Source organism: Cryobacterium sp. TMT2-18-2, assembly GCF_004402245.1.
In the GTDB taxonomy this organism is placed as follows: domain Bacteria; phylum Actinomycetota; class Actinomycetes; order Actinomycetales; family Microbacteriaceae; genus Cryobacterium; species Cryobacterium sandaracinum.
The window spans coordinates 44684-68603 of sequence record NZ_SOFU01000026.1 but is presented as its reverse complement, the minus strand read 5'-3'; the positions used below and the strand labels follow the sequence as shown (position 1 = coordinate 68603).

The 23920-nt window shown below is 62.8% G+C and carries 15 protein-coding genes and 1 pseudogene; 6 read left to right on the top strand and 10 right to left on the bottom strand.

Going from position 1 to position 23920, the window contains the following annotated elements:
* Together E3O22_RS08695 and E3O22_RS08690 are read left to right on the top strand one after the other, a co-directional pair.
* Positions 1-1274 (top strand): ABC transporter ATP-binding protein (locus E3O22_RS08695; protein ID WP_134397091.1); only part of this gene is annotated, 1274 nt, incomplete at its 5' end.
* 141 nt (positions 1275-1415) lie between these two features.
* Positions 1416-3140 (top strand): formate--tetrahydrofolate ligase, encoded by a 1725-nt coding sequence (locus tag E3O22_RS08690; RefSeq protein ID WP_198410585.1) that lies wholly within the window; start codon positions 1416-1418, stop codon positions 3138-3140.
* Between the two features lie 75 nt (positions 3141-3215).
* On the opposite strand, the gene E3O22_RS08685 is transcribed toward E3O22_RS08690, so the two are convergent.
* The 4 genes and pseudogenes from E3O22_RS08685 to E3O22_RS08670 form a co-directional block, all read right to left on the bottom strand.
* Complete coding sequence (locus E3O22_RS08685) at positions 3216-4511, bottom strand: hypothetical protein (protein WP_134395840.1); 1296 nt, start codon at positions 4509-4511, stop codon at positions 3216-3218.
* 68 nt (positions 4512-4579) lie between these two features.
* Positions 4580-5152, bottom strand: coding sequence for an RNA polymerase sigma factor (locus E3O22_RS08680; RefSeq protein ID WP_241976581.1), 573 nt, complete (start codon positions 5150-5152; stop codon positions 4580-4582).
* A gap of 597 nt (positions 5153-5749) precedes the next feature.
* A pseudogene (locus tag E3O22_RS08675) lies at positions 5750-5926 on the bottom strand (histidine phosphatase family protein); the annotation flags it as partial.
* A 192-nt stretch (positions 5927-6118) separates the two neighbouring features.
* Positions 6119-6820 carry a TetR/AcrR family transcriptional regulator C-terminal domain-containing protein gene (locus tag E3O22_RS08670; RefSeq protein ID WP_134395838.1) on the bottom strand — a complete coding sequence of 234 codons (702 nt, stop codon included), beginning with the start codon at positions 6818-6820 and terminating at the stop codon, positions 6119-6121.
* A 99-nt stretch (positions 6821-6919) separates the two neighbouring features.
* On the opposite strand from E3O22_RS08670, the gene E3O22_RS08665 reads away from it, so the two are divergent.
* Genes E3O22_RS08665 through E3O22_RS08660 form a run of 3 tightly spaced genes read left to right on the top strand, consistent with a single transcriptional unit; the run spans position 6920 to position 8654 of the window.
* Complete coding sequence (locus E3O22_RS08665) at positions 6920-7444, top strand: DUF6326 family protein (protein WP_134395836.1); 525 nt, start codon at positions 6920-6922, stop codon at positions 7442-7444.
* Complete coding sequence (locus E3O22_RS15900; protein ID WP_166784600.1) at positions 7441-7602, top strand: hypothetical protein; 162 nt, start codon at positions 7441-7443, stop codon at positions 7600-7602. Before E3O22_RS08665 ends, E3O22_RS15900 begins: the two co-directional genes overlap by 4 nt.
* A 5-nt stretch (positions 7603-7607) precedes the next feature.
* Positions 7608-8654, top strand: a complete 1047-nt coding sequence (locus tag E3O22_RS08660; RefSeq protein ID WP_134395834.1) for an NAD(P)-dependent alcohol dehydrogenase — start codon at positions 7608-7610, stop codon at positions 8652-8654.
* Between the two features lie 338 nt (positions 8655-8992).
* On the opposite strand, the gene E3O22_RS08655 is transcribed toward E3O22_RS08660, so the two are convergent.
* Positions 8993-10543 carry a hypothetical protein gene (locus tag E3O22_RS08655; protein WP_134395832.1) on the bottom strand — a complete coding sequence of 517 codons (1551 nt, stop codon included), beginning with the start codon at positions 10541-10543 and terminating at the stop codon, positions 8993-8995.
* A gap of 622 nt (positions 10544-11165) precedes the next feature.
* On the opposite strand from E3O22_RS08655, the gene E3O22_RS08650 reads away from it, so the two are divergent.
* A complete protein-coding gene (locus E3O22_RS08650) occupies positions 11166-12980 on the top strand; it encodes an alpha/beta hydrolase (RefSeq protein WP_134395830.1) in 1815 nt (604 codons plus the stop codon).
* 195 nt (positions 12981-13175) lie between these two features.
* On the opposite strand, the gene E3O22_RS08645 is transcribed toward E3O22_RS08650, so the two are convergent.
* The 5 genes from E3O22_RS08645 to E3O22_RS08620 all read right to left on the bottom strand — a co-directional run bounded on the left by E3O22_RS08645 (position 13176) and on the right by E3O22_RS08620 (position 23920).
* A complete protein-coding gene (locus tag E3O22_RS08645) occupies positions 13176-13715 on the bottom strand; it encodes a hypothetical protein (RefSeq protein ID WP_134395828.1) in 540 nt (179 codons plus the stop codon).
* A gap of 100 nt (positions 13716-13815) precedes the next feature.
* The gene (locus E3O22_RS08640; protein ID WP_134395826.1) at positions 13816-14553 is read right to left on the bottom strand and encodes a hypothetical protein; all 738 of its coding nucleotides are present in this window, start codon (positions 14551-14553) and stop codon (positions 13816-13818) included.
* Positions 14554-15121: 568 nt separating this feature from the next.
* The gene (locus tag E3O22_RS08635) at positions 15122-16291 is read right to left on the bottom strand and encodes a hypothetical protein (protein WP_134395824.1); all 1170 of its coding nucleotides are present in this window, start codon (positions 16289-16291) and stop codon (positions 15122-15124) included.
* A complete protein-coding gene (locus E3O22_RS08630) occupies positions 16288-21501 on the bottom strand; it encodes an NACHT domain-containing protein (RefSeq protein WP_134395822.1) in 5214 nt (1737 codons plus the stop codon). The genes E3O22_RS08635 and E3O22_RS08630 overlap by 4 nt, the downstream gene beginning before the upstream one ends.
* A gap of 178 nt (positions 21502-21679) precedes the next feature.
* Positions 21680-23920 (bottom strand): 3'-5' exonuclease, encoded by a 2241-nt coding sequence (locus tag E3O22_RS08620; RefSeq protein ID WP_134395818.1) that lies wholly within the window; start codon positions 23918-23920, stop codon positions 21680-21682.

Here is a 23920-nt window from a genome sequence, read left to right as displayed (position 1 = left end):
GCGAGGCCGCCGACCACAATTCCGCCATGAGCACGCAGATGACCGAGCGCTTCTCCGCGCCCGGCGCCACCCTCGTCAAGCTGTTCGGCCGGCCCGACGAGGAGGCCGAGGAGTTCCGCGTCCGCGCGGCCCGCGTCCGCGATATCGGGGTCCGGACCGCGATGCTGCAATTCGTCTTCTTCACCGCCCTGATGCTCGTCTCCGCTCTCGCCCTCGCGCTCGTGTATGGGCTCGGCGGCTTCCTCGCACTCGCCGGCCAGCTGAATACCGGTGACGTGGTCACCCTGGCGCTCCTCCTCACCCGCCTCTACGCGCCGCTGACCAGCCTCGCAAACGCACGGGTAGAGATCATGAGCGCGGTGGTCAGCTTCGAGCGCGTCTTCGAGGTGCTGGACCTCGACCCGCTCATCAAGGAGAAGCCCGACGCCGTCGCCGTCCCCGAAGGCCCAGTGGCCGTCGAGTTCGACAACGTCCGCTTCGCCTACCCGTCCGCGGACAAAGTGTCCCTCGCCTCTCTCGAGGAGGTTGCCACGCTGGACACCCGCGGCGGCGAGGAGGTGCTGCACGGCGTGTCCTTCAGGATCGAGCCGGGGCAGACCGTTGCCCTCGTTGGTACGTCCGGTGCCGGCAAGTCAACAATTGCGCAGCTCCTCTCGCGCCTATATGACGTCGACAGCGGCGCCGTGCGCCTCGCGGGAACGGATGTCCGCGATGTCACTTTCGTCTCCATGCGAAACACCCTGGGCATGGTGACGCAGGACGGCCACCTGTTCCACGAGACCATCCTCTCCAATCTGCGCCTCGCGAGGCCGGAGGCGTCCGACGACGAGGTGTGGGACGCCGTCCGCCGTGCGCGGCTCGAGCCGCTCATCCGGTCCCTGCCGGACCAGCTGGACACCATGGTGGGAGAGCGTGGCTACCGGCTGTCCGGGGGTGAGCGCCAGCGTATGACCATCGCGAGGCTCCTGCTCGCCCAGCCGCGCGTCGTCATCCTCGACGAGGCGACGGCGGCGCTGGACTCGACGTCTGAGGCCGCCGTGCAGGCGGCGCTCAGCGAGGCGCTCGAGGGACGGACGGCGATGGTGATCGCACACCGCCTCTCCACTATCCGCAGCGCGGACCTGATCCTCGTGGTTGAGGACGGCTCGATCGTGGAGCGGGGTACGCATGAGGAACTGCTGGCTGTGGGTGGGCGGTACGAGGAATTGCACCGGACCCAATTCGCCGTGCAGAAGAATGTTGCGGCCGATGAGGAAGCGCTGAGCCTGACCTAGTCTCTGAGCTCGGCGCCCCTGCCCCGAGCGTCTCGGAAAGTCATCTCATCACGTTTCGTTTAGCGGGGACTGATGACGACTGGCCTGACAGTACGCTTGGGTCACCAGGCCCCCGAGGCGCTGAGTCGCTGAGGAGGCACCATGTTCAAGCCATCTCGATCAATCACCACGGCCATGCCGTCGGATCTCGCTATCTCGCGCGCTGCGGCCCGTCGCCCGCTTGAAGAAGTCGCAGCCGACATGGGCATCGGTCCACACCTGCTGGAACCGTACGGAAGTGCGGCGTCGAAGATCTCCCTCGATGCGATCGACGAGCTCCGTGACCGTCCACGGGCCAAGTATGTCGTCGTCACCGCAATCACGCCGACTCCATTCGGGTCGGGCAAGACGACCACCGCGGTCGGGCTCGGTCAGGGCTTCCGGCACATCGACAAGCTCGGGATCGTCGCGATACGGCAGCCGTCGATGGGGCCGACGTTCGGCATCAAGGGCGGAGCCGCTGGTGGCGGCTACGCTCAGGTGGTCCCGATGGAGGCACTGAACCTGCACCTGACCGGCGACACGCACGCCGTTACCGCGGCCCACAATCTATTGTCGGCGATGATCGGCAACCACATCCACAAGGGAAACCGTCTCGGGTTCGACCCCCATGAGATCACCTGGCGACGTGTCCTCGACGTCAACGATCGCGAGCTGCGCACCATCATCACCGGGCTCGGCGGTCCTGACGACGGCAATCCGTTCCAATCCGGTTTCGACATCTCCGCAGCCAGCGAGGTGATGGCGTTGTTGTCGCTGTGCACGTCGTTGCAGGATCTCCGTGAACGGATGGGAAGAATCGTCGTCGGCTACAACCGCGGCGGCGAACCGGTGACCGCCGAGATGCTCAAGGCGGCCGGCGCCATGACCGCGATACTCAAGGACGCCATCAAGCCGAACCTGATGCAGACCGTGGAGCAGACGCCAGTGCTCGTCCACAGCGGTCCGTTCGGGAACATCGCCACCGGTAACTCCTCGGTCGTCGCCGATCTGATCGGCATCCATGCCGGCGACTACCTCATCACCGAGGCGGGGTTCGGTGCAGACATCGGCGCGGAAAAGTTCTTCAATATCAAGTGCCGTGCCTCCGGGCTGGCGCCGGATGCCACCGTCATCGTCGCGACCGTGCGTGACCTGAAAACTCACTCAAACAAGTACCGGGTCGTCGCCGGCCGACCGCTGCCACCGGAGATGCTCGCCGAGAATCCCGACGATGTCATCGCCGGGGCAGAGAACCTGCGCCGGCAGATCGCCAACATCCGACGGCACGGAGTGACGCCGGTCATTGCGGTGAACGCATTTCCCACCGACTTCGACAGTGAGCATCAAGCGATCATGAACGTCGCGGCAGAGGAAGGTGTGCGCGCGGCGATCAGCTACCACTTCACCGAAGGCGGCAGGGGTGCGGTCGAGCTGGCCGAGGCGGTTGCGGAGGCCTGCGCTGAACCGTCGGGCTTCCACCGGCTCTATCCCGACGAACTTCCCTTGGTCGACAAGATCGATGTGATCGCGCGCGAGATGTACGGCGCCGACGGCTTGGACCTCTCGCCTCTGGCAGCTCGGCAACTCGACAAGTACGAGCGGGCAGGCTTCGGCAGCCTGCCGGTGTGCATCGCCAAGACACACCTGTCCCTGTCGGCCGACCCCAAAATCAAGGGAGCACCCACCGGGTGGCGACTGCCGGTGCGTGAGGTGCGTGCGTCGATCGGGGCCGGGTTCATCTATCCCATCTGCGGCGACATGCGCACTATGCCTGGTCTCTCGTCCGCACCGGCAGCCGAACGCATCGACATCGACGACAACGGCGAGATCGTCGGGTTGTCCTGATCGGCGGACCCGGCCGGGCACGTCGGGCTTCTCGATGAAGCCTTCCCCGCCCACGAACCGGCAGTGAACGATGGTCTAAAAAGCCCGGAAGTCGAGCATCGATTCCTCGACGGCGAGAACCGACCAGGTGCCGCCTTCGGCATCCGTGAACGCGTACGCGGGGACCACCAGGACGCTCCCGTCCGGCTGCCACTGGCTGGCGAGACCGAGCTGTGCGCTGACGATCTCAACCTTGTTCACGGGCCATGAGACCGAGGTACCGGCGACTGGTGTCGCGGGCGGCTCCATCGGCGCCACCCACTCCTCGGTCGTCAACGCCTGATCACGGAGGGCCATCGGCAGAGTCATCGACGCTGCGCTGAACCGCGGGTCTGAGAGTCGTTCGAAGCCCTCTTGCTCGCTTACCACCGGGTACATCCCCAGAGCGACGACGTCGGCGAGGGCACCGTTGGCGGAGACGACACCATCTTCTGCCATCTCCAATGACCACCCCTGGTCGAGCTGCTGCCCGTCGATGACCGGTCTTGCCTCGGCGGCTCGCGTGGGAGAGCCTTCCCACACCTGAGAGGTGAATTCGAACGCGGCAGGGTCCCGACCCGCGGCGGCGAGGAGCGCGCGAAGTGCTCCAATTGCAGCGTCCTCGCTCGGCGGCTCGCCGGTCGGCTCGCAGACTTGGTCACCCTCGCACTGCCACGGGTTCATCTCCGGGTTCTGGAAGTAGAAGGACAGCATTCCGTCGAGACTCACTGACAGGCTCGGGGCGCTGCCGTCCCGCGGGCCGGCGACCCAGCTGCCGTCCCGCACTTCGGCTGATGACCCGATGCCGAGCGCCGCGGCTAGCGCGGTGACCTTGTCGGCGTTGGATGCGGAACGGGGGTCGTACGCGTAGGACTGAGCTGTGCCCGCCTGCGTGCCAAGACTGGTGGCGCTGAAGGCGTTCCGGACGGATCCGTAGGGGTAGGTCAAGGGAGACATCTTCTGGTCGATAGCGGCGCCAGAGCCCACGGACGGTTCTATTGCGCCTTGCGTGACGCTTTCGGGGCCCCCGTTGGACTGCAGAGTGATGGGCGGAGCAGCGCCGTCGGCGAGGCTCATCGGCCCGCCTGTGGTCGCTCCGATCCCGTATCCCGCGGCGCCCACGATGGCGATCGACGCCGCGACTGCGACGAACGGGAGCCAGCGGGGCCTGCGGCTTGCTCGAGCCGTGGCCAGGTCGGCCACGGGTGCCGAGTCGCCCATCGGTTCAGCCTCAAGGCCGGTGATCCGCGCGACGACCTCGTCGTCGAACCCGGCACGCGCTTCGATCTCCCCCGCTGGGTCGGCGGCACGCAGCCGGGCAACCGGGTCTGGTTGTTTGTCGTCGTCGTTCATGTCGATCAGCCTCCGGAATTTCGGTTCACCTGTTATATGTGCGGGGCGTGCCGAATCTTGCAGAGGCCCTAGAACGACATCCGCTCGCCCCAGGCTTCTCGCAATCGCTTGCGCGCGCGCGACAGCGCGGCATCCGCCCCGGATCGGGAGATGCCGAGCACGCCGGCGAGCTCGGCCCCGTCGAGCCCCTCCCACGCGTGCAGGAGAAGGATCTGCCGGTCTCGCTCCCCCACGCTTGCAAGCGCACCGCGGAGTTCCGCATCGAATAGGAGGTTCAATTCCGGATCGCCGTCGACTCGCACCACGCCCGACTCGGGCACCGCGTCGACGGGAAGATCGATGTGCTTCCTGCGCGAATTCGCGAGCGTGAATCCCGCCGTGCGATACAGCCACGGCAGCACCGCCTCCCGTGGCAGGTCATTGCGGCGTCGCCAAGCTGTCGCGAAGACCTCAGCGGCCAGGTCCTCGGCATCCTGACGCGGTCCGCGGCGGGCGAAGTAGCGCACGAGCGCAGTCGAGTGCGCCCGGACGATCACGGTGAACCAGTCGACGTCGGCCGCCGTCTTGGGCGGGTCCGCGCTCTCAGGCATCGCCGCTCCCTCGCTCATGTCGGCGGTGGCTGGGGTGTCGGCGATGCTCACTTAATGAATATGTCGCTTCCGCCGTAAGTCTTGCACGCAGCGCCCCGAATTTTCGGAGGTCGCGTCACCATCCTGCTGACGAACTTCAACCCCCGCAAAATCGCTGCCTTCATCAGCGACAAAATCAAGGACGACGCCAAGAAGCTCGTCCACGGGGAACCCGTTGTCCGTACGATTCGCCGACGCGACCGCGAATGGCACAACCCCTACACCGACACCCACAGTCGGCGTCGTGCGGCCAGACAAGGCCAAAGACCCTTTATCGGAGGAGACCGGCGGATCACCACTCCGGACGTATACGGCCCGCTGCGGACCACATACTGCCCAGAGGGCGTAACACCCAACATTCAAGACAATCCGGCGCGCTTGAAAACGCCGAAAAACACACTAACAACCGAGATCACGCTCACGATTCAAAAATCGCGACCGGAAACGGACGCGAGAACCACTTAAGCCAGAAATCGCTCCAGAAAAGCCTCAGGAGCGATTTCCTTTTTTGTTTCAACCGGACCGTTTCGTGAAGAGTTTCGCGAACATCCTCAGGTACACGGCGGTCAGAATGCGCAGGAAATGGCCGTGCGCGATCAGAGCGACAGCTACCAACCTGCCCGCGCCGCGGGCAAGTTCCTCTCCCCGGGCAGTGAGCGGAATATCCGTGAGCCCAGTGTGTTTGCCATCCTTCGACCACTCCGTCTCCCCGTGACGCAAGAGAATCAGCTTCCCTGACGGGTTATCCGGAGCGGGATGGTGGGGCAGTGGATCGTTTGCAGACATGCGGCAACAGTAGTATCGCGCCCCGGATTTGATGGAGGTTCTTGATTGCTGGAAAGGCCAGCGTTCACCCCTGCGGGCGTTCGAAGAAGGTGTGAGTTACGGCACTGCCCGCCGCGGCCGACCTAGAGGTCCACGAGACCTTCGACACGACCGCCCGGATAACCTCAGGAGCCTAGACGTTTCGTAGGGTCTTTACGGTTTTCGCCGGGTGCCTCGATTCGAACGCTCGCGTAGCGCGGGGATATCGTCGGCGACCCGACGCTCCAGGCCCTCCAGCAGCAGCTCCAACCCATAGTCGAACTCGTCCGCGAACGCGTAACCGCCAGCGCCAGCGCCGAACAGCTCGGCGCGCGAACGCGCAATGTGCGGATACAGCTCCGCCGGCGCCGCGACTTTGACGGCAAACGCCTCCTCGGAGCCGTCCCCCGGTTCGAACGGCAGGCTCGTCTCGGTCAGCGCGAACCCGTACACGTAGGCGTCGATGGCGGAGAACGCGTGTGTCGCGAGGACGACGCTGAAGCCGTCAGTCATCAGCACGCCCAGTAGCCGGTCGTGGTGCTGCAACAGCGCCGGGCCAGGGGTTGGGCGCGATTCCATCATCCCCAGCGCCCACGGATGAGCCGTGAGCACCGACCGTGCCGATCGTGCCCGGTCGGTCAGCGCCTCCCGCCAGGTAGCGCCGACCTCGGGCAGCTCGATCCTCTCGAACACCCAGTCGGCGAGGTCGTCGAGCAGCGCCTCCTTGCCTGGCACGTGATGGTAGAGCGACATCGCCTCAACGCCGAGCACCTTCGCGACACTGCGCATACTCACGGCGGCAACACCCGCGCGGTCGGCTACCGCGGCGGCCGCACCAATGACCCTCGCCCTGCTCAGCGGTGTGCGTGACGTCATGCTCCCATCCTTGCGCACTTACGCACGTAAGGCTACGCTGGGGACCGGTTCTTACACCCGTAAGTCCCGGTCTCACAAATCAAGCCAAGGAGCATTGTGATGAGTACGCCTCAATCCCACACCGCACTAGAGAATCCGCGGTCCCAGAGCACGCTGGAAAATCTGCGCATGCCCGTGCAGGCGAAGCTTGCGTCAGCCTGGACCAGCCTCATGTTCCTCGTCATCTACATCGACTACTTCCACCTCTACCAGCCCGGCGAAATCGACAAAATCCGGGGTGGCGTCATCTTTGAGTTCGACATCAGCGGGACGTTGATGTCCATTTTCTTCGTGATCATCGCGATCCCGGCCCTGATGGCACTGCTCTCCATGACGCTGCCCGCTCGGATGAACCGCGTGACGAACCTCGCCGTGGCATCGCTGTACATCCCCATCATGGTGTTCAACGCGGCAGGGGCGACCTGGGACTATGCCTTCTACTACGCCCTCACCATCGGAGTCGAGGTGCTGATCCTGACCTTCATCCTGCGCTCCGCCTGGACCTGGCCACGCCGCACCGCATCACCGGCGACCCTGGCAGCCAGCCTCGACAGCGAGCCACTCCGCACGCCGCAGCAGCCGTGACTGCCCGCCCAATGCTGAGCCAGGTGACCGTGCCCGCGGGTGGCGCGAGCGAAGGATGGTCGGGCGCGCTGCGCTCCATGGCCGACGCCATCCCAGGCGACCCCAGGCCGCTCATCCTCGACGAGCCGGTCAACGGACTTAACCCCGAGGGGCGCTGAGAACGGTGAAGGCGATAACCCAACACCGCTACGGCGGACTTGACACTCTCGAATACGAGACTGTTCCCCGGCCCGTAGCGGCGAAGGACGAAGTCCTCATCCGGGTCCTGGGAGCATCCATCAACGCGGCCGATTGGCTGCTCCTGCAGGGTGAACCCTTCGTTGCGAGGTTGGCGTTCGGCCTGCGGCGGCCCAAGGTCTCGACGCGGGGCAGGGATGTAGCCGGCGTGATCGAGGCTGTGGGCGACAATGTGCGCGGTTTCAGCGTGGGCGAGGAGGTGTATGCGGAGGTGGATGCCGGCAGCTTCGCCGAGTACACCGTCGCCCACGCGAAGCGCCTCGCTCACAAACCCTCACGAATCAGCTTCGACCAAGCGGCTGCCGTGCCGATCGCCGCAACGACGGCGCTGCAGGGCGTGCGGGATGTCGCGAAGATCAAGCCAGGCGACAAGGTGCTCATCAACGGGGCGTCCGGCGGAGTCGGCTCCTTCGCCGTGCAGCTGGCTAGGGCGTTCGGGGCCGAAGTGACTGGCGTCTGCAGCACCGCAAATCTCGAGTTCGTGCGGACGTTGGGCGCAGACCACGTCATCGACTACACGGCTGAGAACTTCGCGACGGGCGGGGCTCGCTACGACGTCATCTTCGACCTCGTCGGCAACCGATCGATAGCCGAGTGCAGGCGGGCCCTCACTCGTCGCGGAACTCTTGTGCTGGCGTCGGGCAACGGGGGACGCGTGCTCGGTCCGATCCGACGGATGCTTGCAGCGATGCTGCTGGGCATGTTCGTGACCCAGAGCCTTCGACCCCTCTCCGCAGCCGCGAGCGGGGCCGACCTCGAAGTTCTTCGGGTACTCATCGACGCCGGCACCATCACGCCGCCAGTCGACCGCAGCTACCCGCTCGCTGAGACGCCTGAGGCGATCCGCTACTTCGTTGAGGAGCACGCCAGGGGAAAGGTCACCATCACCGTCACCGGCCTGAACAACACCAAGGAGTGGGCCGCCAGCTCTTCATCCGCGACGGGCGCGCCGTGCGCAGCCATACGACCCTGATCCCCCTCCAATGTGGAGGAGTCAGGGCGATAATGACGCCCTCCTGCCACTGCTCGTCGCCGAGCACTGACAGGTGATCCCCCTGTATCAACTGCTTTAACCCCGATCATAACCAACTTCCGCCCCCCATCTCTAGCCCGGAATTGACATTGACGTCAGGAGAAGGCGGGAGAGCAGCGCGGATAGCCCGGTTATTTCAGCAGGTCCGAAACCCGCCAGTCCGGCCGGGCGTCACTCCCCCGCCGGTGCTCCGCTAACGTGCGGGCCGCCGAGGTTGAGAGCCGCGTCAGTCGGCCCGCGTCATCGCAACGAAGTGTGAGGCAGGCATCGAGCGCCTCCTAAGCGGGGACATGGATCGTGTACGGGATACCGAGCTCGTCAAGGAGATCGAGCACCGGCTCGCTCGGTCCCATCGTGTTCGAGACCGAACTGGCGAAGAAGTCCCAGTGAGCACCTTTGATATCGCCCTTCTGCACCAGGTAAGCATCCGACCTGATCTGGCGCTCGATCGACGGGCTCAGATTGACACGACCCAATTTGGACTCGTGAGCCACTTCTTTAGCCACGACATCGAACCGCCGAACAACGGCATTGCAGACCTCAATGCAGTCTTTCGTGGAATGCCCGACCTGCGTGTACTCACCGCCATCTTTCACTCCATGCGTGCTGGCCAGGTATGCTTCTGCCTCCTTAGGCGTGGCGAAGAACCGAGCGCGGCCACCGGCTTTGACGTGACCGGGGCGCTTCATGGCCTCAGCGAGACTCTCGGGGCTGACCCTGCCCCCCTGAAGCCGGAGAAGCGACTTATCGCTGAAGCCGGAGGCCTGGAGGTCCGGCCAGCTCTTCGTGGTCTGCGTGAGGGTCGCCACCTTGACATGGTCCGGAACCCACTTGAGCGCCACGATGGCAGCACCGACAGCGGGGGCAAGCTCGGGGTGACGGAGGACGAACTTCGAGGCCTTGGCGGGGATAGCGACCGCGTCGCCAGCGGCCGGTACCAAGCCGACGACGCTGAAGCCTGCACCGACCCAGTCGGCGTGGATGCTCGACCCGACGGCATCGCGTAAGTCGGCAGCCCCTCCAACCACCCAGCCGACTCCGGGGATGAAGCTGGCGCTTCCGGAGGCAAGGTTGCCGGCAAACCAGGCGAGAGAATCACCCGGCCTGATCTCGCCGTATACCGCCCCCTGGGCGAAGTCCCGCGCATAGGTCGATGGCTCGACCTTTGCATCGAACCATAATGGGTCGAGTCCCTGGCTCTCCTGATTCTCGACCTCGTACCCGTCATCGAAGCGGTCGCCGTCGGTGTCAGCGACATCCGGAGCGGTGCCGAGATGCTCGACCTCGCGGCCGTCCTCGAGCTCATCGCCGTCGCTGTCGCGATCGAACGCGTCGAGGGAGAGATCGGCCTCAGCGGTGTCGGACAAGCCGTCCTCGTCAGTATCGGGTATCAGCGGGCTCGAGAAAGCCCCGAATTCGATGCCCTTGCCGGGGTCATAGATCGCCGGGCCCGCTTCGTCCCCGTCGGTGAGTCCGTCGTCGTCAGTGTCGGGATCCATGGGATCGGTTCGGTAGACCGCGCCCCTCGTGCTCAGCCAGCCGCTCGTCTCATGCTTGTCGTGGAGATCGTCGTCGTCGGAGTCGACCTTGGTGGGGTTGGAAATTCCCGCGTAGATCGTGCTCTCGTCGGGGTCTGAGACCACCTGACCGGCCTCGTCTCCGTCTGTGAGCCCGTCGCCGTCCGTATCGGCCGCAAGAGGATTCGTGGTGAACGTGCTGCCACCGAGCGTGCCCCAGCCGAACACCTCGACGCGATTCGTCAACCCGTCGTGGTCGGAGTCCGCCTGGCCGGTGACGTAGCCAAGGCCGATGACAATGAGGACCACCACCAATGCGCCAGCGAGTGCCCCCAGGGACCAGCGGCGGCTCCTTGCAGCTTTGGTGACGGGCTCCCGCGATGCGACGTCCCTCTTGGCCGGCACGTCAGGTTTACTCACGCTTGGATTCCGGTCTGCGTGTGACCGTCGACCGAACCAGTCTCGGCTAGCTCGCCGAAGGAGTGCGCGCGGACAGTCCGGTCGCGATCAGCTCGTCGATCGCTTTCAAGAACCGTGGAGAAGTCCGTCCATCGGTCGCCGAGCACACCACCGATAGCGTCAGAAGCCGCTCTCATCAGTCCCATCAGAACAGCCCCCGGTCTGTATAGCCAGCAGCCAGCAGCGTGCCGCTGTCATTCAGGGTAGTGGCCCGAGGAGAGAAAACCGCACGGGGGTCGCTGCAGCCGCCGAACGGTGCAGCCAAGCCCCGGCGATCAGCCCGGTCAAGGCCTCGCGCACGGGGCGTCCCGGCGGGCGCTTGTACGCCCAGATCGCCGTCACGAGTACTCCCCTGTGTCCCTTGGGGAGGAGATTTCAGGGCCGCAAGGAGTTCCGAGTGGACTCGCTAGTCTTGACTTGAAGTCCTGGGTATTCAGCTCTGAATGCCGAAGGGCGGCGCGGACTGGGGGCTCCTTTGTCGAACGAACCGATTCTGCTGTTCTTACATGGGGTTGGGGACGGCGATCAGGACGACAAGTGGAAGATCGCTGTGACAGAGGCACTGACTCGTCTGGGATACCCCGATCTGAACACAGTGCGAGTGATCGCGCCCAAGTACGCGCACGCACTCAAGGGCTGGGACGACAAAGTCCCGCTGCCGGGTGTGACGATCAAGCAGCCTCCCCGCGATGCGGCCAGGCAGAACCGCCGGGACTTCGAGCGCCGTATGGGCACCGTTGAGTTCAGACTCGGCCGTCACGATCGCGGCAATGGCCAGCCAGGTGGAGACGCTGTTATCGGTGTCGCCGTCGGACTGCCTCTCTTCAAGCAAGCGCACAACTACCTCAATAATCCTGAGATTCGCGCGCAAGTCCTGCACCGTATCCTCACCAAACTGCCCGAGTCGGGGAGGCTTGTGATCGTGGGCCATAGCCTCGGCTCCGTGATCGCCGCCGACCTCGTGCGGCGCCTGCCGCCTGGCCTCGAAGTTGCCGGCATGGTGACCATCGGGAGCCCCCTGGCGAACGGAAGCTTCGATGTTGACAAACTGCGAGAGACGCTCAAAGAACCGCCGACGAACCTGGCATGGTGGGTGAACTTCTGGAACGCCCCTGACCCGGTGGCCGCCCACCGTGGTGTGTCCTCCGTCTTCCCGTGGATGGTCGATTTTCGGATTGACACGAAAAAGGTGGGAACCAAGGCGCATGCCGCGACGGAGTATCTCTCCAACGAGGCGGTGGCGACGGCCATTGGCTTCGCGCTCTTCGGGTCCAGGTCGAAGGAGCTTGCGGGCATCGATAAGGGTCTCGACATCCCCGTGGACGAGATAGAAAAGATGGCTCTCGTGGCGCTGCGCTACGCGCACCTCACGAAGATGAGACTGGAAGGCGACCAACAGGATCGTTTCGCCGGCGCCCTTCGACAAGTGCAAGGGGCCGTCGTCGACGGCATCAGACGACGAAACGACAGCGAGGAAAGAAGGCGCAGAGGAATGCCGTTCGCTGTTGCACGCCTCGCCTTCGATCTGTCCGATCCGCACGCTACTGTGCCCGAACCGCTCCCGTGCAGCCACATCCCAAAGGACGAGGCCGTCGTCCTGTTGACGATCCTTGCAGCCGAGAACGTCATCCGACCGTTTGAGATCTCGATCTCGAAAGACAAGTGGCGGGATGCCATGAAAGATCTCACCGCCGAGATGGGACTGGGAAGCCAGTACGGCGCCGATGTATTCGCGGCCGCCAAACGTGCGCAAGAGGCGCTGAGCAGCGGCCGCGGAGTGAACTGGATGAAGTGGGGTGCGCTTGGTGTCGGGGCGGCCCTGATCGTCCTGGTGACCGGCGGCCTGGCGCTCGCCGCTGGCGCCGGTCTGGCCGGAGCCGCAGTGATCACCAGCGCGCTGGCGGCGTTCGGGCCGGGCGGGATGATGGGGGGCCTCCTGACTGCTGGCACCCTCCTCACTGCGGGTGGCAGCGGCCTCGCTCTTGGCCTGGCCAGCCCCGGAACCACCGCAGCAACCCTCGAAGCGGTTGTGGAACGCCAGCTGGCCGCAGCAATTCTGCGGCAATGTCAAGAACTTGAACAGGATCCGGCTGCCTGGAGAATTCTGGCCGAAACCGAGATCGAGGTTCGGCGTGAATATGAGCGGCTCGACGAGTTCTCAGACGAATCATCACCGGCACTCAAAGAACTGAAGCAGAAGATCCAGACCATCGAACGTGCGCTGAAGTATCTGAAAGACAACGGTCTCGCGCCAGACACTACCCTCAGCATTCCCGACCAGACGGAATGAAGCGGCGAGCAGGCTCAGTACGGCGAAGCGAGGCCCGGTCGAGACGACCCGCTACCCCGCAGTACACCGGCGAGCCCGCTCGAACGCTCTCCCGGTGAGTATGGGTGGGATTCTCCGCGTCCGATAACGCCCGGTTATGTCAGCACGGCCGAAACCCGCCAAGGACGCAGTTCTTGGCCAGCGATTGGGCCGCCGCTATGGTTCAGCGACCGGTTGCCAGAAAGTCACTACGGAACTGATGCCATTCAGCTCAAGAGCTCTAGCGGCAGCGTCGGCCCAAGGAAGGGCACGCAGTCTCGCACAAGAAGGCACTTCTATCTCGATGCTCGCGGTAACAGCGCTCCAGTTCAGCCTGCCTTGAACAAGCCAGTTGAGAAAGTCGGTGTGCCGAGTTGAAACTGTCAATGATACGAAGACTCGATCAATTTCCGAGACCAATTCCTCGCCACTTGGCGCAAGCGGGGGGACCCAGTAGCGGTCCGCAAAATTGTCAGCATAGTTGCGGGCTGATTCCCAAATCGATTGCCATTGGCTGCGGTCGTGCAAAGGAACCGGACAGTCCATCTCAATAATGGGTTCGCGCCCCACACTGGACTTCACCAGGGCCGTAGTTAACTTGACGCGCATTTCACTGTCAACTTTCCATCCAGCCTGCACGACGTCAGTTCGCCCGTAAAGCCCTCGAACGCGAATGTTGGTGTGGTACTGAACCAGACTCTCACCCGACTGATCCACGAAACGCCCCCTCGTTCGCGTGGGGCCAGATCGAAGTAGACCATCCACTAATTGGAACGCCAGCAACCGCCAGTCTTGAATTTCGATACCGAGACTTTCCCTATAAAACGGCTGCCTTATGCTTGCCCACGGGATGTGTAGGAGACAAGGAATATGAAGTTAGTTTCGTCTCCAAATCGCTCAACGTTGGGTATGACAAGGATCCGACTTCAAGGGCCAGCGCGCCCAGGCGTGAAAGTTCCGCGTTGGCATCATCGTCTCGCGCCCAAGCGATCAATGCCTCAGCCAGGAGATCACCGTGCGACAGTTGCTCCAACTGTTTGAGTAATGACTGAGCAGCTAGGTCGTGCGTTGACTGCGCGGCACGCCACTGCAATTTCAAGGGCATGGTTTCCACCGGCAAACCAAGCAAACTGAAGGGCAACCCGGTGACCAGCCAATCTATTGATCCCGCTTCCGCGTCGTCTCCGAACTCACGGCGGTCATAGCCTGCCTCTGCACCGGAAACGAACCACCAATTTGGCAATACTTGTCCGAGTAGGCGGTGATGGACTGGGTTGGAAAGAATTACTTCCCTTCCGCCTCGGTACCAGGTGTGCTGTGACAATGCTTCATGGATAGCCCGCCTTTCCTCGATGCTCAGGTCGCTGGCGAGCATCGCATACGTGTGACGAATGAGTTGGCGCTCTTCGAAGCCGTCGACGAAGGAGGCCCACTCGCCCTCCGCAGTGGTGAGTATCTCAAGGGCGAGGGCTAGGTCGGCAGAGGGATCGGAGTTCATTGCCACCCGTGGCCCTGAAGCCCAGGGGTCATCTTTTGACTTGTTGAATGTATCCACAGTGCTGATGCGATTGCGACCCGCTCCGAATATGAGGTCGCCAGAGTACATCCAGAAAGCTCCCGTGAATGGCTGTGGCAACGCTCCAAGAAGGGCCCGACTGGGCTCGACGTTATATGGAGAGCCGGACAACGCGGGATCCTGCCAGTCGACAAGAAATACATATGGAGAGCGACGTGGGGAATGATCCTCTTCGAGCTCTCCTCCTGTCGAAACCGTCCCCCGAACCTTCGACACAAGCCTCAGCAAGTAGTCCCCGACCGTTAGCGATGCCAGTCGCCCGGATGACCTTCTTGACGCAGTCATGGTCGGGCCCTCCCCCCTATGTCGTCTCAGCGATGCACCGGACGCGGCTCTGACTCTAGCGAAGAATCGCAACTGAAGAATGTCTTTACCAGAGAACCATTCTGGCTCTGGCCAAACGTGGAAGGCAGATTAACAATGAGGAAGACCGGCGACGAACTCGTCAGCGCCACAGAGTGACGACAATGCCTCTTAGGTCGCTACATGACCCCTGCGACAGACTCTCAAGTCCGCGTCTACCATCCCCGTGAAATCACCATCGAGGTTATTCTTCGTTATCGCTCTCAGTGGATAGCTGACCTTGGTGATGAATGACGCCGACCCCTAGGGCAAGGCGATCAAGTCCTATTGCCCCTTCAAGAACTTCGAAGAGGTCCGGGCGAATAATGAGGTCTGCGCCTTGTGTGGTGGGCTCGACAGGTCCATGGCGTCCGTCGGGTGTGGGAGTCCTGCGCCACTGTCGGCAAACGATCCCGGGGCCTTTGTCGTCGATGAGAACGAGACGGATGGCTGGGGTTTCTGGTCGAAGGCCTAGCAGAGCCACAATTTCGAGTTGTGGCGTCAAGCAGAACTCGTGAAGACCCAGCCCACGGTCAGTCGCTGGCGCTCCACTCGACCCCTCGAAGGACACCAAAGCGGCCAGCGGCTTGGCTGCAGTCGCCACTGCGGCACGCGCACGCTGCTGGTCAAACCCGGGCATGAGTTCGCGGTAAGGCCGCACCCACAGATCCGGTGGAAGTTCGGACAACGGAGCGCTGTTCAGCGGCGGCGCCTCGCCGCAGCCTTCCAAACCAGACATGAGCAATATTTGTCGGCGAGGGGACTTCGGGTGCCTTCTTCCAGAACTCAGTTGTCGCTCGATAAAGCCGAGCTGAACCCACTGCGAGTACGGGGCTTCGCCGACTCGAACTCGTTCCGCGTCCTCGCCGACAAATTGGCGAACTTTAGCCAGAGCGGTTGCGCCCGCCGGTGGCCACTCAAGGCCCTTGTCCTCGGCCCACGTGAATGGCAGCTGGGACCATTCGAAGACGGTGGGTCTGGCCTTGGGCCGAGGGACTCTCGACGCTTCGCTACGCCGCGCCCATCCGCCTGTTGGGGTGAGATTGGCAGCGAGGCTGTCTTCGATCTCCAACGGATTTCCCAAGATACCGCCGAGCGCCAGCGCGGAGCGGAGACCGGCGCTGACCTTCTGTAGCTCGTTCTCAGTTTCCATTTCATCCACGAAGTACGCATCAGGGATTCGTTCGCTGCCTCGGGTTTGCAGGTGATCAAATTGGACGCGAAGTCGGGATGTGATGGAGTCAAGTCGTGCAAAAACGCCCTCGGTGACGGCGGTACGGAAGCCTCGAGGCTCGTTGATGGCGTTGAGCCGATCGTCAATCGTCGCCGTGACCATCGCAGTTGCTCGTCGAAAATTATCATCCCTGTCGGTCATTCGAACTCCTCGCGAAACGGACTATATGCAAGCCGTAGCGCTGTCGCCGGCTTGGTAGCTGGAGGGTCTGGGACCGCTTTGTGATGGGCCGCGAGTATCCCCGCGGCAAGCACACGTACGGAAAGTAAGTCGATTCGGGCGAGTGTGGTGAGGAGAGTCGACATTTCGTCTGTTAAGCGCCCGACCGGCACACAGTCTTTGATTACTTCAAGTAACCAGGTCATGCGGGCGGCATCGAGGGGCTGCCCGAGAACTCGTACGAGCGCGGTCTGGCCAAGTGTTGGGCGGCAGGTGAGCAGCAATGTGACGGCGAGAAGGGCGCGGCGGAGGTCAGCTCGCATTCCTTGGGAGATGGATGCGACGGCGAGGGTGGCGAGTGCGTTGTTGAGATCCCCCAGTTCCCCAGGGCCCATTGTCGGCTTGTACACGTGGTGGTCACGTGATGCGTCCCCAGGTACGCGTTCCTTGAAAATGTCGAAGGCGGCATCCCAGCATGCGATGGCGGTTCCGCCGGCGGTGGCTGCGGGTTGCGCTGCCAGGGCGGAGACGATGGCCTGGTTCACACCATATGGCGTTTCCGAGTCGCTTTGTGCGACGCGACTGACGGCAGCCGCGAGAGTAGTTTCAGCAGTGTCGGGATCGAGAGCATATGCTCGAACCCACAGGTCAGCACGTTCGCGTCCTGCGAAAGCACGCCAACCCCCGCCACCGCGGATGCGTGTGTAGGCGAACGTGAGGCAGTACGAGGCCACCGTCTTGAGCTCGATACTCTCATCGTCGCAACGCTGAGCGAGTCCCTCCCCAATTGCAGCGAGCATCGTGTTGTCGCGGTAGCTCGGTATTTCGTGTGCGACATCGTCGATCAGTTGGATACCGGCGACAGCGCCGCCACTCTGCGCCGCTTCGAATACGCGCCAACCAATGGCGTTCACGAGAGCATCGAAGCTCCACCGAGGTTCGTTTATGTCGTCGTCATAGGTCTTATTGTTGTAATCCCGGACGGCAGATATTGCACCGTCGCGGCCTACGGCCAGTGCGGGCCTTTGACGGCTGTTGAGTGCCTTGAGCAAGTCGGAGGGCTCCGCCCGACGATCGCGTGCGGATGTGCCCTCCTTCTCGCGTCGCGCTTCGCGCACCGTAAAGGCGCTTCCGCCGAGTGCCACAACGGAATCGATCAGTTCGGACGTGGCGACGGACTTGGTGGTATCCCCTGCATGAACCAGCGGCTGGTCGTCGTACGATGCCGCGATGTTGTTGGCAATTGAGGTGAGGATTGCGTCTGCTTCAGTGCTCCGACCGACTTCGGGTTGGAGGCGGGTGAGGACCGCGACGTCGATGTCTGGGCGACGCCAGTCTGAGCCGGCAGCCATCCGCAGAGCCGCCATCACAATGGGGTCGGCGACGGAACTCTGGGTCTCAAGTAACTCCTCGAGCGCAGTCTGCACGCGGGCGTCTTCAAATCCGAGTTCGGCGAGCCAGAGGGTTGAGCCGTCGAGAGCGGCCGCGATGGGATCGATTCGGGCTACCGCCTCCCACCAGTCGAAGGGAACGTGATTCGTGCCGCGGCCGTCAGTATGCTGCTTGACCAGGTAGGCGGGGTCAAGGAGTCTGTCGAGCGCTCCACGGGCGGTTTGGATATCGACATCTGCGAGGTCCGGGAGGGTGTCGATGAACTCGCCAATTGTCGGGTCTTTATGTCCCCCGTACGAAGCGAGGAGCGTGCCGGCGCGGTCCCAGCACTCTCGTGCCTCATCGGTCGCTCCGGCAGTGAGGCAGATTCGAGCAGAGGCGAGTTCGAAGTCCGCTTCAACCGAATACATCCCCTGTACGCCGCCGCGACGATCACGGATCCCTTCGATCAGCGCATACGTGGGCCCGACACCAATATGGGCGGAGACTCGTGAGAGGACTTCGAGCAGGTCATTCGTGGTCAACGGCCCGTTCTCGGCCATGCCCATCAGCGACGTGCTCGTTCCCTCGCCGATCGCGATGAGGTGCTCAAGGACCCGCTCCAGATCATCGTGTTGCACGACCACGAGCGCGTTCTCGATGACGTCGTGAATGAGGTAATTAATGGAATAGAGATCACAAGCTCGGGGCGAGCCGGTGAATGGTTCGGCGTGACTTGCAAGTCGTTCGAGCGCAAAGTGGACGGCGACTGATGCGTCTTGGGCGGTAGTGACACCTTTTGCGACGTCGTCTGCCAGCCCGACCGTAGTGATGGCGAACTGAAGCCACTCACGGTAGAAACCGGCACCAGCAGCTTGGCCTGCCAGCGACAGAGGCATGGTCGGGTCAAGGGCGTGTGCGAGGGTTAGGAGTTCAAGCCAGTGGGCAACGAACGCTGAGTTCGGGTGGTCCTTTGTCGTGATTGCGGTCGTGGCGTCCCTCAAGTCCGAAGCGAAATCGCTTATCGCAAGTCCTGAGAGAACATCCTTCGGGGTGATTCCGTAGCGGAGATATCCGATGACGTCGCCCTTGGGGTTGAGCCGGTGAGCCTCGCGGGCGAGGTCAGAGGACGCTGGAAGACCGCGTACGCCGGTGGAGGACAGCTCGGCCAAGGTCATATAAGCCCGGGCAGCCTTGGCCGGTTCTTTCATCTTGGTTACGACCGCCGGCATGACCCCAATTGGGAGGCCAGCAACGAACACCTCCACCAGTTCCCCCAGATCGGCAGCCTCGTAGGCGTCGAGGTGCTTGGCTACCTGTTCGAGCAAGTCGTCGTCGGCGAGGTTCCGTTGCGTACCAACACGAAGATTAGCCAGCTGTGTAGCAAGGTGGGTGCTGTCATCGTCATTTGCGACGTGGTTTGTCCGATCGCGTTCATCTTCGCGCTTCATGGCTAGCAGGTAGGCGGCCCACGGAGCAGACGCACCCGCGCGGTCGACAATCCAGCACAGTTGCAGCCCCCAGCTAGCAGGGAACGTTGGTCGCCCTTCATATAAGAGTCGCCCGGCAACCGTCTCTGCGCCCAGAAGGGAGACAACAACGTCGCCGTAGCGCGTGAGGGTGTCAGGAAGCGACTCAGTCTCGTATACCGCGATTGCCTTACGCACTTCGATGCATCTTGCAAGGGTTGGCCAGTGAAATCGCAGTTCGCTCTGTCGCGCAATGGTAGCGACCACCCTTTTCAGCGCTTCCGGCGGCTGGAGGGCTCGGACTGCATCTCCGACAAAACGCGGTCCGATGAGCGCACTCAGTTCGTCGAACCTGTCGAGGTACGCAAGAAGGTCGGGCAGATGTCGGAACGCTCGCGCATCAGCGAAGAAGCCGCGCGAGTCGAGCCATGCGGCCGCCTTCTGGCGGATAGCTAAGAGCCACCTTTCCGGCTTGTCACGGAGGATATGCCTACTGAAGCTCTCGTGATGGACCTTCAGTCCGCCAAGTCCCGGCTGAGAGTTCAGCACGGGCGCGAGTGCCGCCAGAGCAGAGTCAAGGAATAGGGCCACCTCCGGCACCATCTCGCCGAGTTCAGCCGCTGTGAGCGCGAAATCGCAGAGCGCCAGTGCGCCGATTGCGGTCACCTGATCACCGGTCATTCCCTCAAGAAGGTGGTCGTAATATCCGGCGAGGTCCGTCGCCGTCGTGGGCACCTGTTCGAGACTGTGCAGCGCTTGCGCGGGCGTTGGCGTTGGTGTTGGAGCGTCACCTTGGTCGAGTGGAGACATCCGCGAAGCGTGACGGCACAGATACGTGGCGTACAGGGCGTTGCCGCTAGATCTGCCGTAAAGCGCGTCAACAATGGCCCGATTGTCTCCGGCCGATTCGATGCTCCCCTCGGCGGCGTCTGAGGGGGCGATCAGCCGGTGGCGCCGTGCAAGTAGGTCGACTTCTTCCCGGGACATGCGAGGCATTTGGAGAAGTTCCCCGCTCCATGGGCTGGCGTTGTCGAGGTGGGTGCCCGGCTGGCTGGCGATGAGCATCGCGACTCCTGGAGGCAGGGTGACGCTTGCTAGTTGATCGACCAGAACTCGGGAGGGGTCTAGGAACCTTCCGGTGTTCCGCCCGAGAATTCGGTCGACGTGGTCGAGCCCGTCAACGATGAGGAGGACATTCTGTTCCGGGTTGGTGATGCGGCACGCGTGCAGCGCCGCTTCGAGGGTTTCGCTGGTAGCCGCGAATCGGGGGCGAAGCTCTTTGAATGCCTCTGGGACAAGCTCTTCAAGTTGCGCGAGAAGACTGCCGAGGACCACGTCTGTTCGAACGCGCTCCTCGCTGTCAATGTCCGCTTTGCCGAGCCAGCAGTGGTGCCTCGCGACACTCCAACCAGCGTCGCGATACTCGTTCGCAAGCTGCTCACAGAGCCAAGACTTTCCCGACCCTGGCTCACCGGTCAGAATCGCGCGACCTCCCTCGGGGATGATACGCAGAATGTGTGCTTGCACTTCAGCCGCCGCACCGACGCGAGGGACCGCGACAGCCGGTTCAACCGGGTGGCCTTCAGCGACCGCCCCGAAATCGGTAGTGAGGCCGATTCTCGGTGAGATGTCCTCTCTCCGGACTTGTCCATCAAGTGTGCGTGCGGCAGTGGCTGCGTGTGTGAGGGCGAGCGCGAGGTCTTCAGGTGCGCGGTGCGTGTTCGGCGGGCGGCCTGCACCTAACTCTTCGGTCACCCGGCGCAGGAGTGCGAGTTCGGCTGGCCCCGGCGCGGTGAAATTGATGGTGCTGGCAGGTGCGTTGGTATCGATGATCAGAGCCGCACAGGCTGTTTCAAGTTGTTCGCCGGAGAGGTGTTGGACGAGGTGTTTCCACGGGTAGTTGGATCGCAGAGATTCGGGGTCAAACCTAAACCTGCGGGTACCGACGCCGGGCAGCGGCTGGCCAGGATCAATCAAAGGGGCGACGGGCTTTAGGACGATCGCGAGATCGGTATCTGGGTCGCCATCACGAACAATCACTCGATATGTCGTGTCGGGGTAGGAAGCAAGGTCGGCTAGGAGAGCATCCAATAGAAGATCGAGCTTGAGACTTCGACGGTCACCAGAGAAGCTCGCCTTCGAGAGTTCGCGATCTTGGTTGGTGTGCTTGATTTGCACTCTCACCCGTCGACCAGAGCGATAGCTGATGGTTAGGTCGTCGAACCTGTCGCCGTCGAATCCCTTGGTGTCGACGATCACGTCCGTGGCAGATCCAAGCATGAGGTCAACAAGCGCCACACCAGTGAGGAGATCCTGATAGGTGTAGCCGTAATGGGTCGCCCGCAGGTTCAAAGTTCATCCTCATTTAGGCCGACACGAGTCCCGCCCACGAACATTGGAGAGGGTATGTCTTCTGTCTCCTGCCACATATGATGGTGTCCCCATTTGTACTCGCGTTGATACTCGTCGATCGAGAATTTCCTACCTTGGAGCAGCTGGCTGATCGTTCGATAGTGCGGCGTGATCGCGCTCATGCGTCTTTCACTGTCTCTTCGGCAAGCAACATGGATGGCTTCCCCGCCCATGAGATCACGAGCTCGTCCCGGGCCCGACTCGCCGCCACGTAGAGCAGAGACCGCTCACGTAGCATCGCGTCGCCCAGCTCTTCTGCCACGACGCCCTTGAGCGCCCAGGCGTTCGGAATCGATCCCTCCGACACGTTGAAAAGAAGAACACGCGAGAATTCCATGCCCTTCGCCTTGTGCATTGTGAGAACGACAGGATGCCCAACAGCGGCATCACCGGGTTCAGTGACCGCGGCGGTTACCCCGCGATCAGCGAGTTGATCCTTGAGCTTGAGGCCCTGGTTACGTGAGCGGGTGAGCACCGCCACTGTCTCAGGCGAGATGGCATCGTCGGCCAACCAACCCTTGATCACCTCGGCGACGTTGTCATACTGTCCGCTCTCGCTGGTCGCTGAGACGACACGTGGCAGCGGGCCACTCCGCGCAGAGCGATACCCGTGCTCGTTCTCCTCGTTGCCGTCGCTATCGACGAAGCCCGCTCCCTCCAGAACCCCGAGCGCGAATCGCAAGTTCTGCTGGGTCGTGCGGTAATTCAGTGTCAAACGCCGCGAGCGACCCGTGATCTTGATCCCGTAGCGGGAGAGCACCACAGGATGACCATAGATCCGCTGGTGAGTGTCCTCAGCGATGAAGAGATCGTTCTTCCCCTCTCCGGCCAGTGACCGCAGCAACTGCCAATGCAGCGGAGTGAGGTCCTGACCTTCATCGACGAGCACATGATCAGCCAGTCCTCCCTGCACGGAATGCTCCAGGTAGGCCGCCGCGATTGCAGAGACTTCGGCATAACTCAACGTGCCCATGTGCCGGGCCGTCTGCCGGTACTGCTCAACCACGGCCCAGACTGCCACTCGCTTGCGTCTGTCAAGGGCGATCCCCCGCCCAGGCCGGCGCACCTTGAAGTATGCCTCCGGAGCGGTCACTCGATTAGGCAGAATCACCTGCAGATACTCTCCCTCGAAGAAGGAGGGGCTCTGCAGCGACTCAGGAAGGTCGGCGCCGGCGTCATCGATGGCTTCGCGCCATCCGATGTCATTCCCAACGAGCGTCCCGCGGGGTTCAATCGGCGCCCCGAATACGCGTTCGGCCGCTTGCCCAAACTGCACGCCGGCCGCATCACGCACGGCCACGGCGAGCGCGTCAATTCCGCGCACCAGCACGCCAGGCTTGCCCAGCCCCTTGGCCCGCGGTGTCGTCGGGTCAAGCCTTTCAAGGTCTCGCTCAAGAGCAGACGAGAGAGCCTTGGTGAACGTTGTGAGCACAACTCGGGCGGAGGTGTTCGCTTGGGCCAACCGACGCGCTCGGTGCAACAGCACCACCGTCTTTCCCGTGCCCGCACCACCAGAAAGCCGAAACGCGCCGTTGAAGTCCTTCTCGACGTATTTGCGTTGTTCGGGATGCAGGAAGACGCGCCACGCCCCAAAGTCACCGCCCTCGATGACCCGCTGGAGTTCCTCGTCGTTCTCGATGAAGGCGAACTGCATCCGTGCGGCTGGATGCTGAAGGCCCTTCGTGATTCGGTCGTCTTCGGTCTCATCAGGTGCGGGCTCGGGCGCCACCTCGGACTCTCCAGGCTCGACGAACCCAAGGCCCACCCGGATCTTGTCCACCGTGTCACCCACGGCAAGCCCAAGCACCGCATCAATCTGCCATTGATTGGCCAGGCTCTCCGACATCTGCAATAGCTCGTCTTCACTCGTGGCGGCATAGATTCGCCGCGCAGCGAGGTCATCGAAGCCGAGCGCATTGGTCAGATCCGTCAGCAGGTATCCGTGGGTTGCGAGGAAGGACTCCATTGGTTTTTCGGGCTTCGGAATCGCCTGCGGTTGACCGGCCTGCTCGGTTCCCTCCGGCATCCCCTCCTCGATGATCTCGGTGATGCCGTTGATCGGGTTGAAGTGAAGCACCCGGGTTCGCGCGCGCTCGATGGCCTCGTCGTGCGGCCATGTTCCGTCGTAGACGTAGATCGGCTCGCCGTTCTTCTGTTCAAGCTTGAACAGCACAGCGCGCCAGAACTGATCCACTCGGCCGGTACGGGCACGTGCATCGGCGGCTTTCTGCATCGGCTCGATGTGCAGGGCGGGAGACGTGTCATCCGCAGCCAGCTTCTGCAGGAAGGCGAATGACTTGGATTGCACCGTCTTGTCAAGCTTCTGGCCTTTGAGCTTGGACATCACTATCTGTGGCAT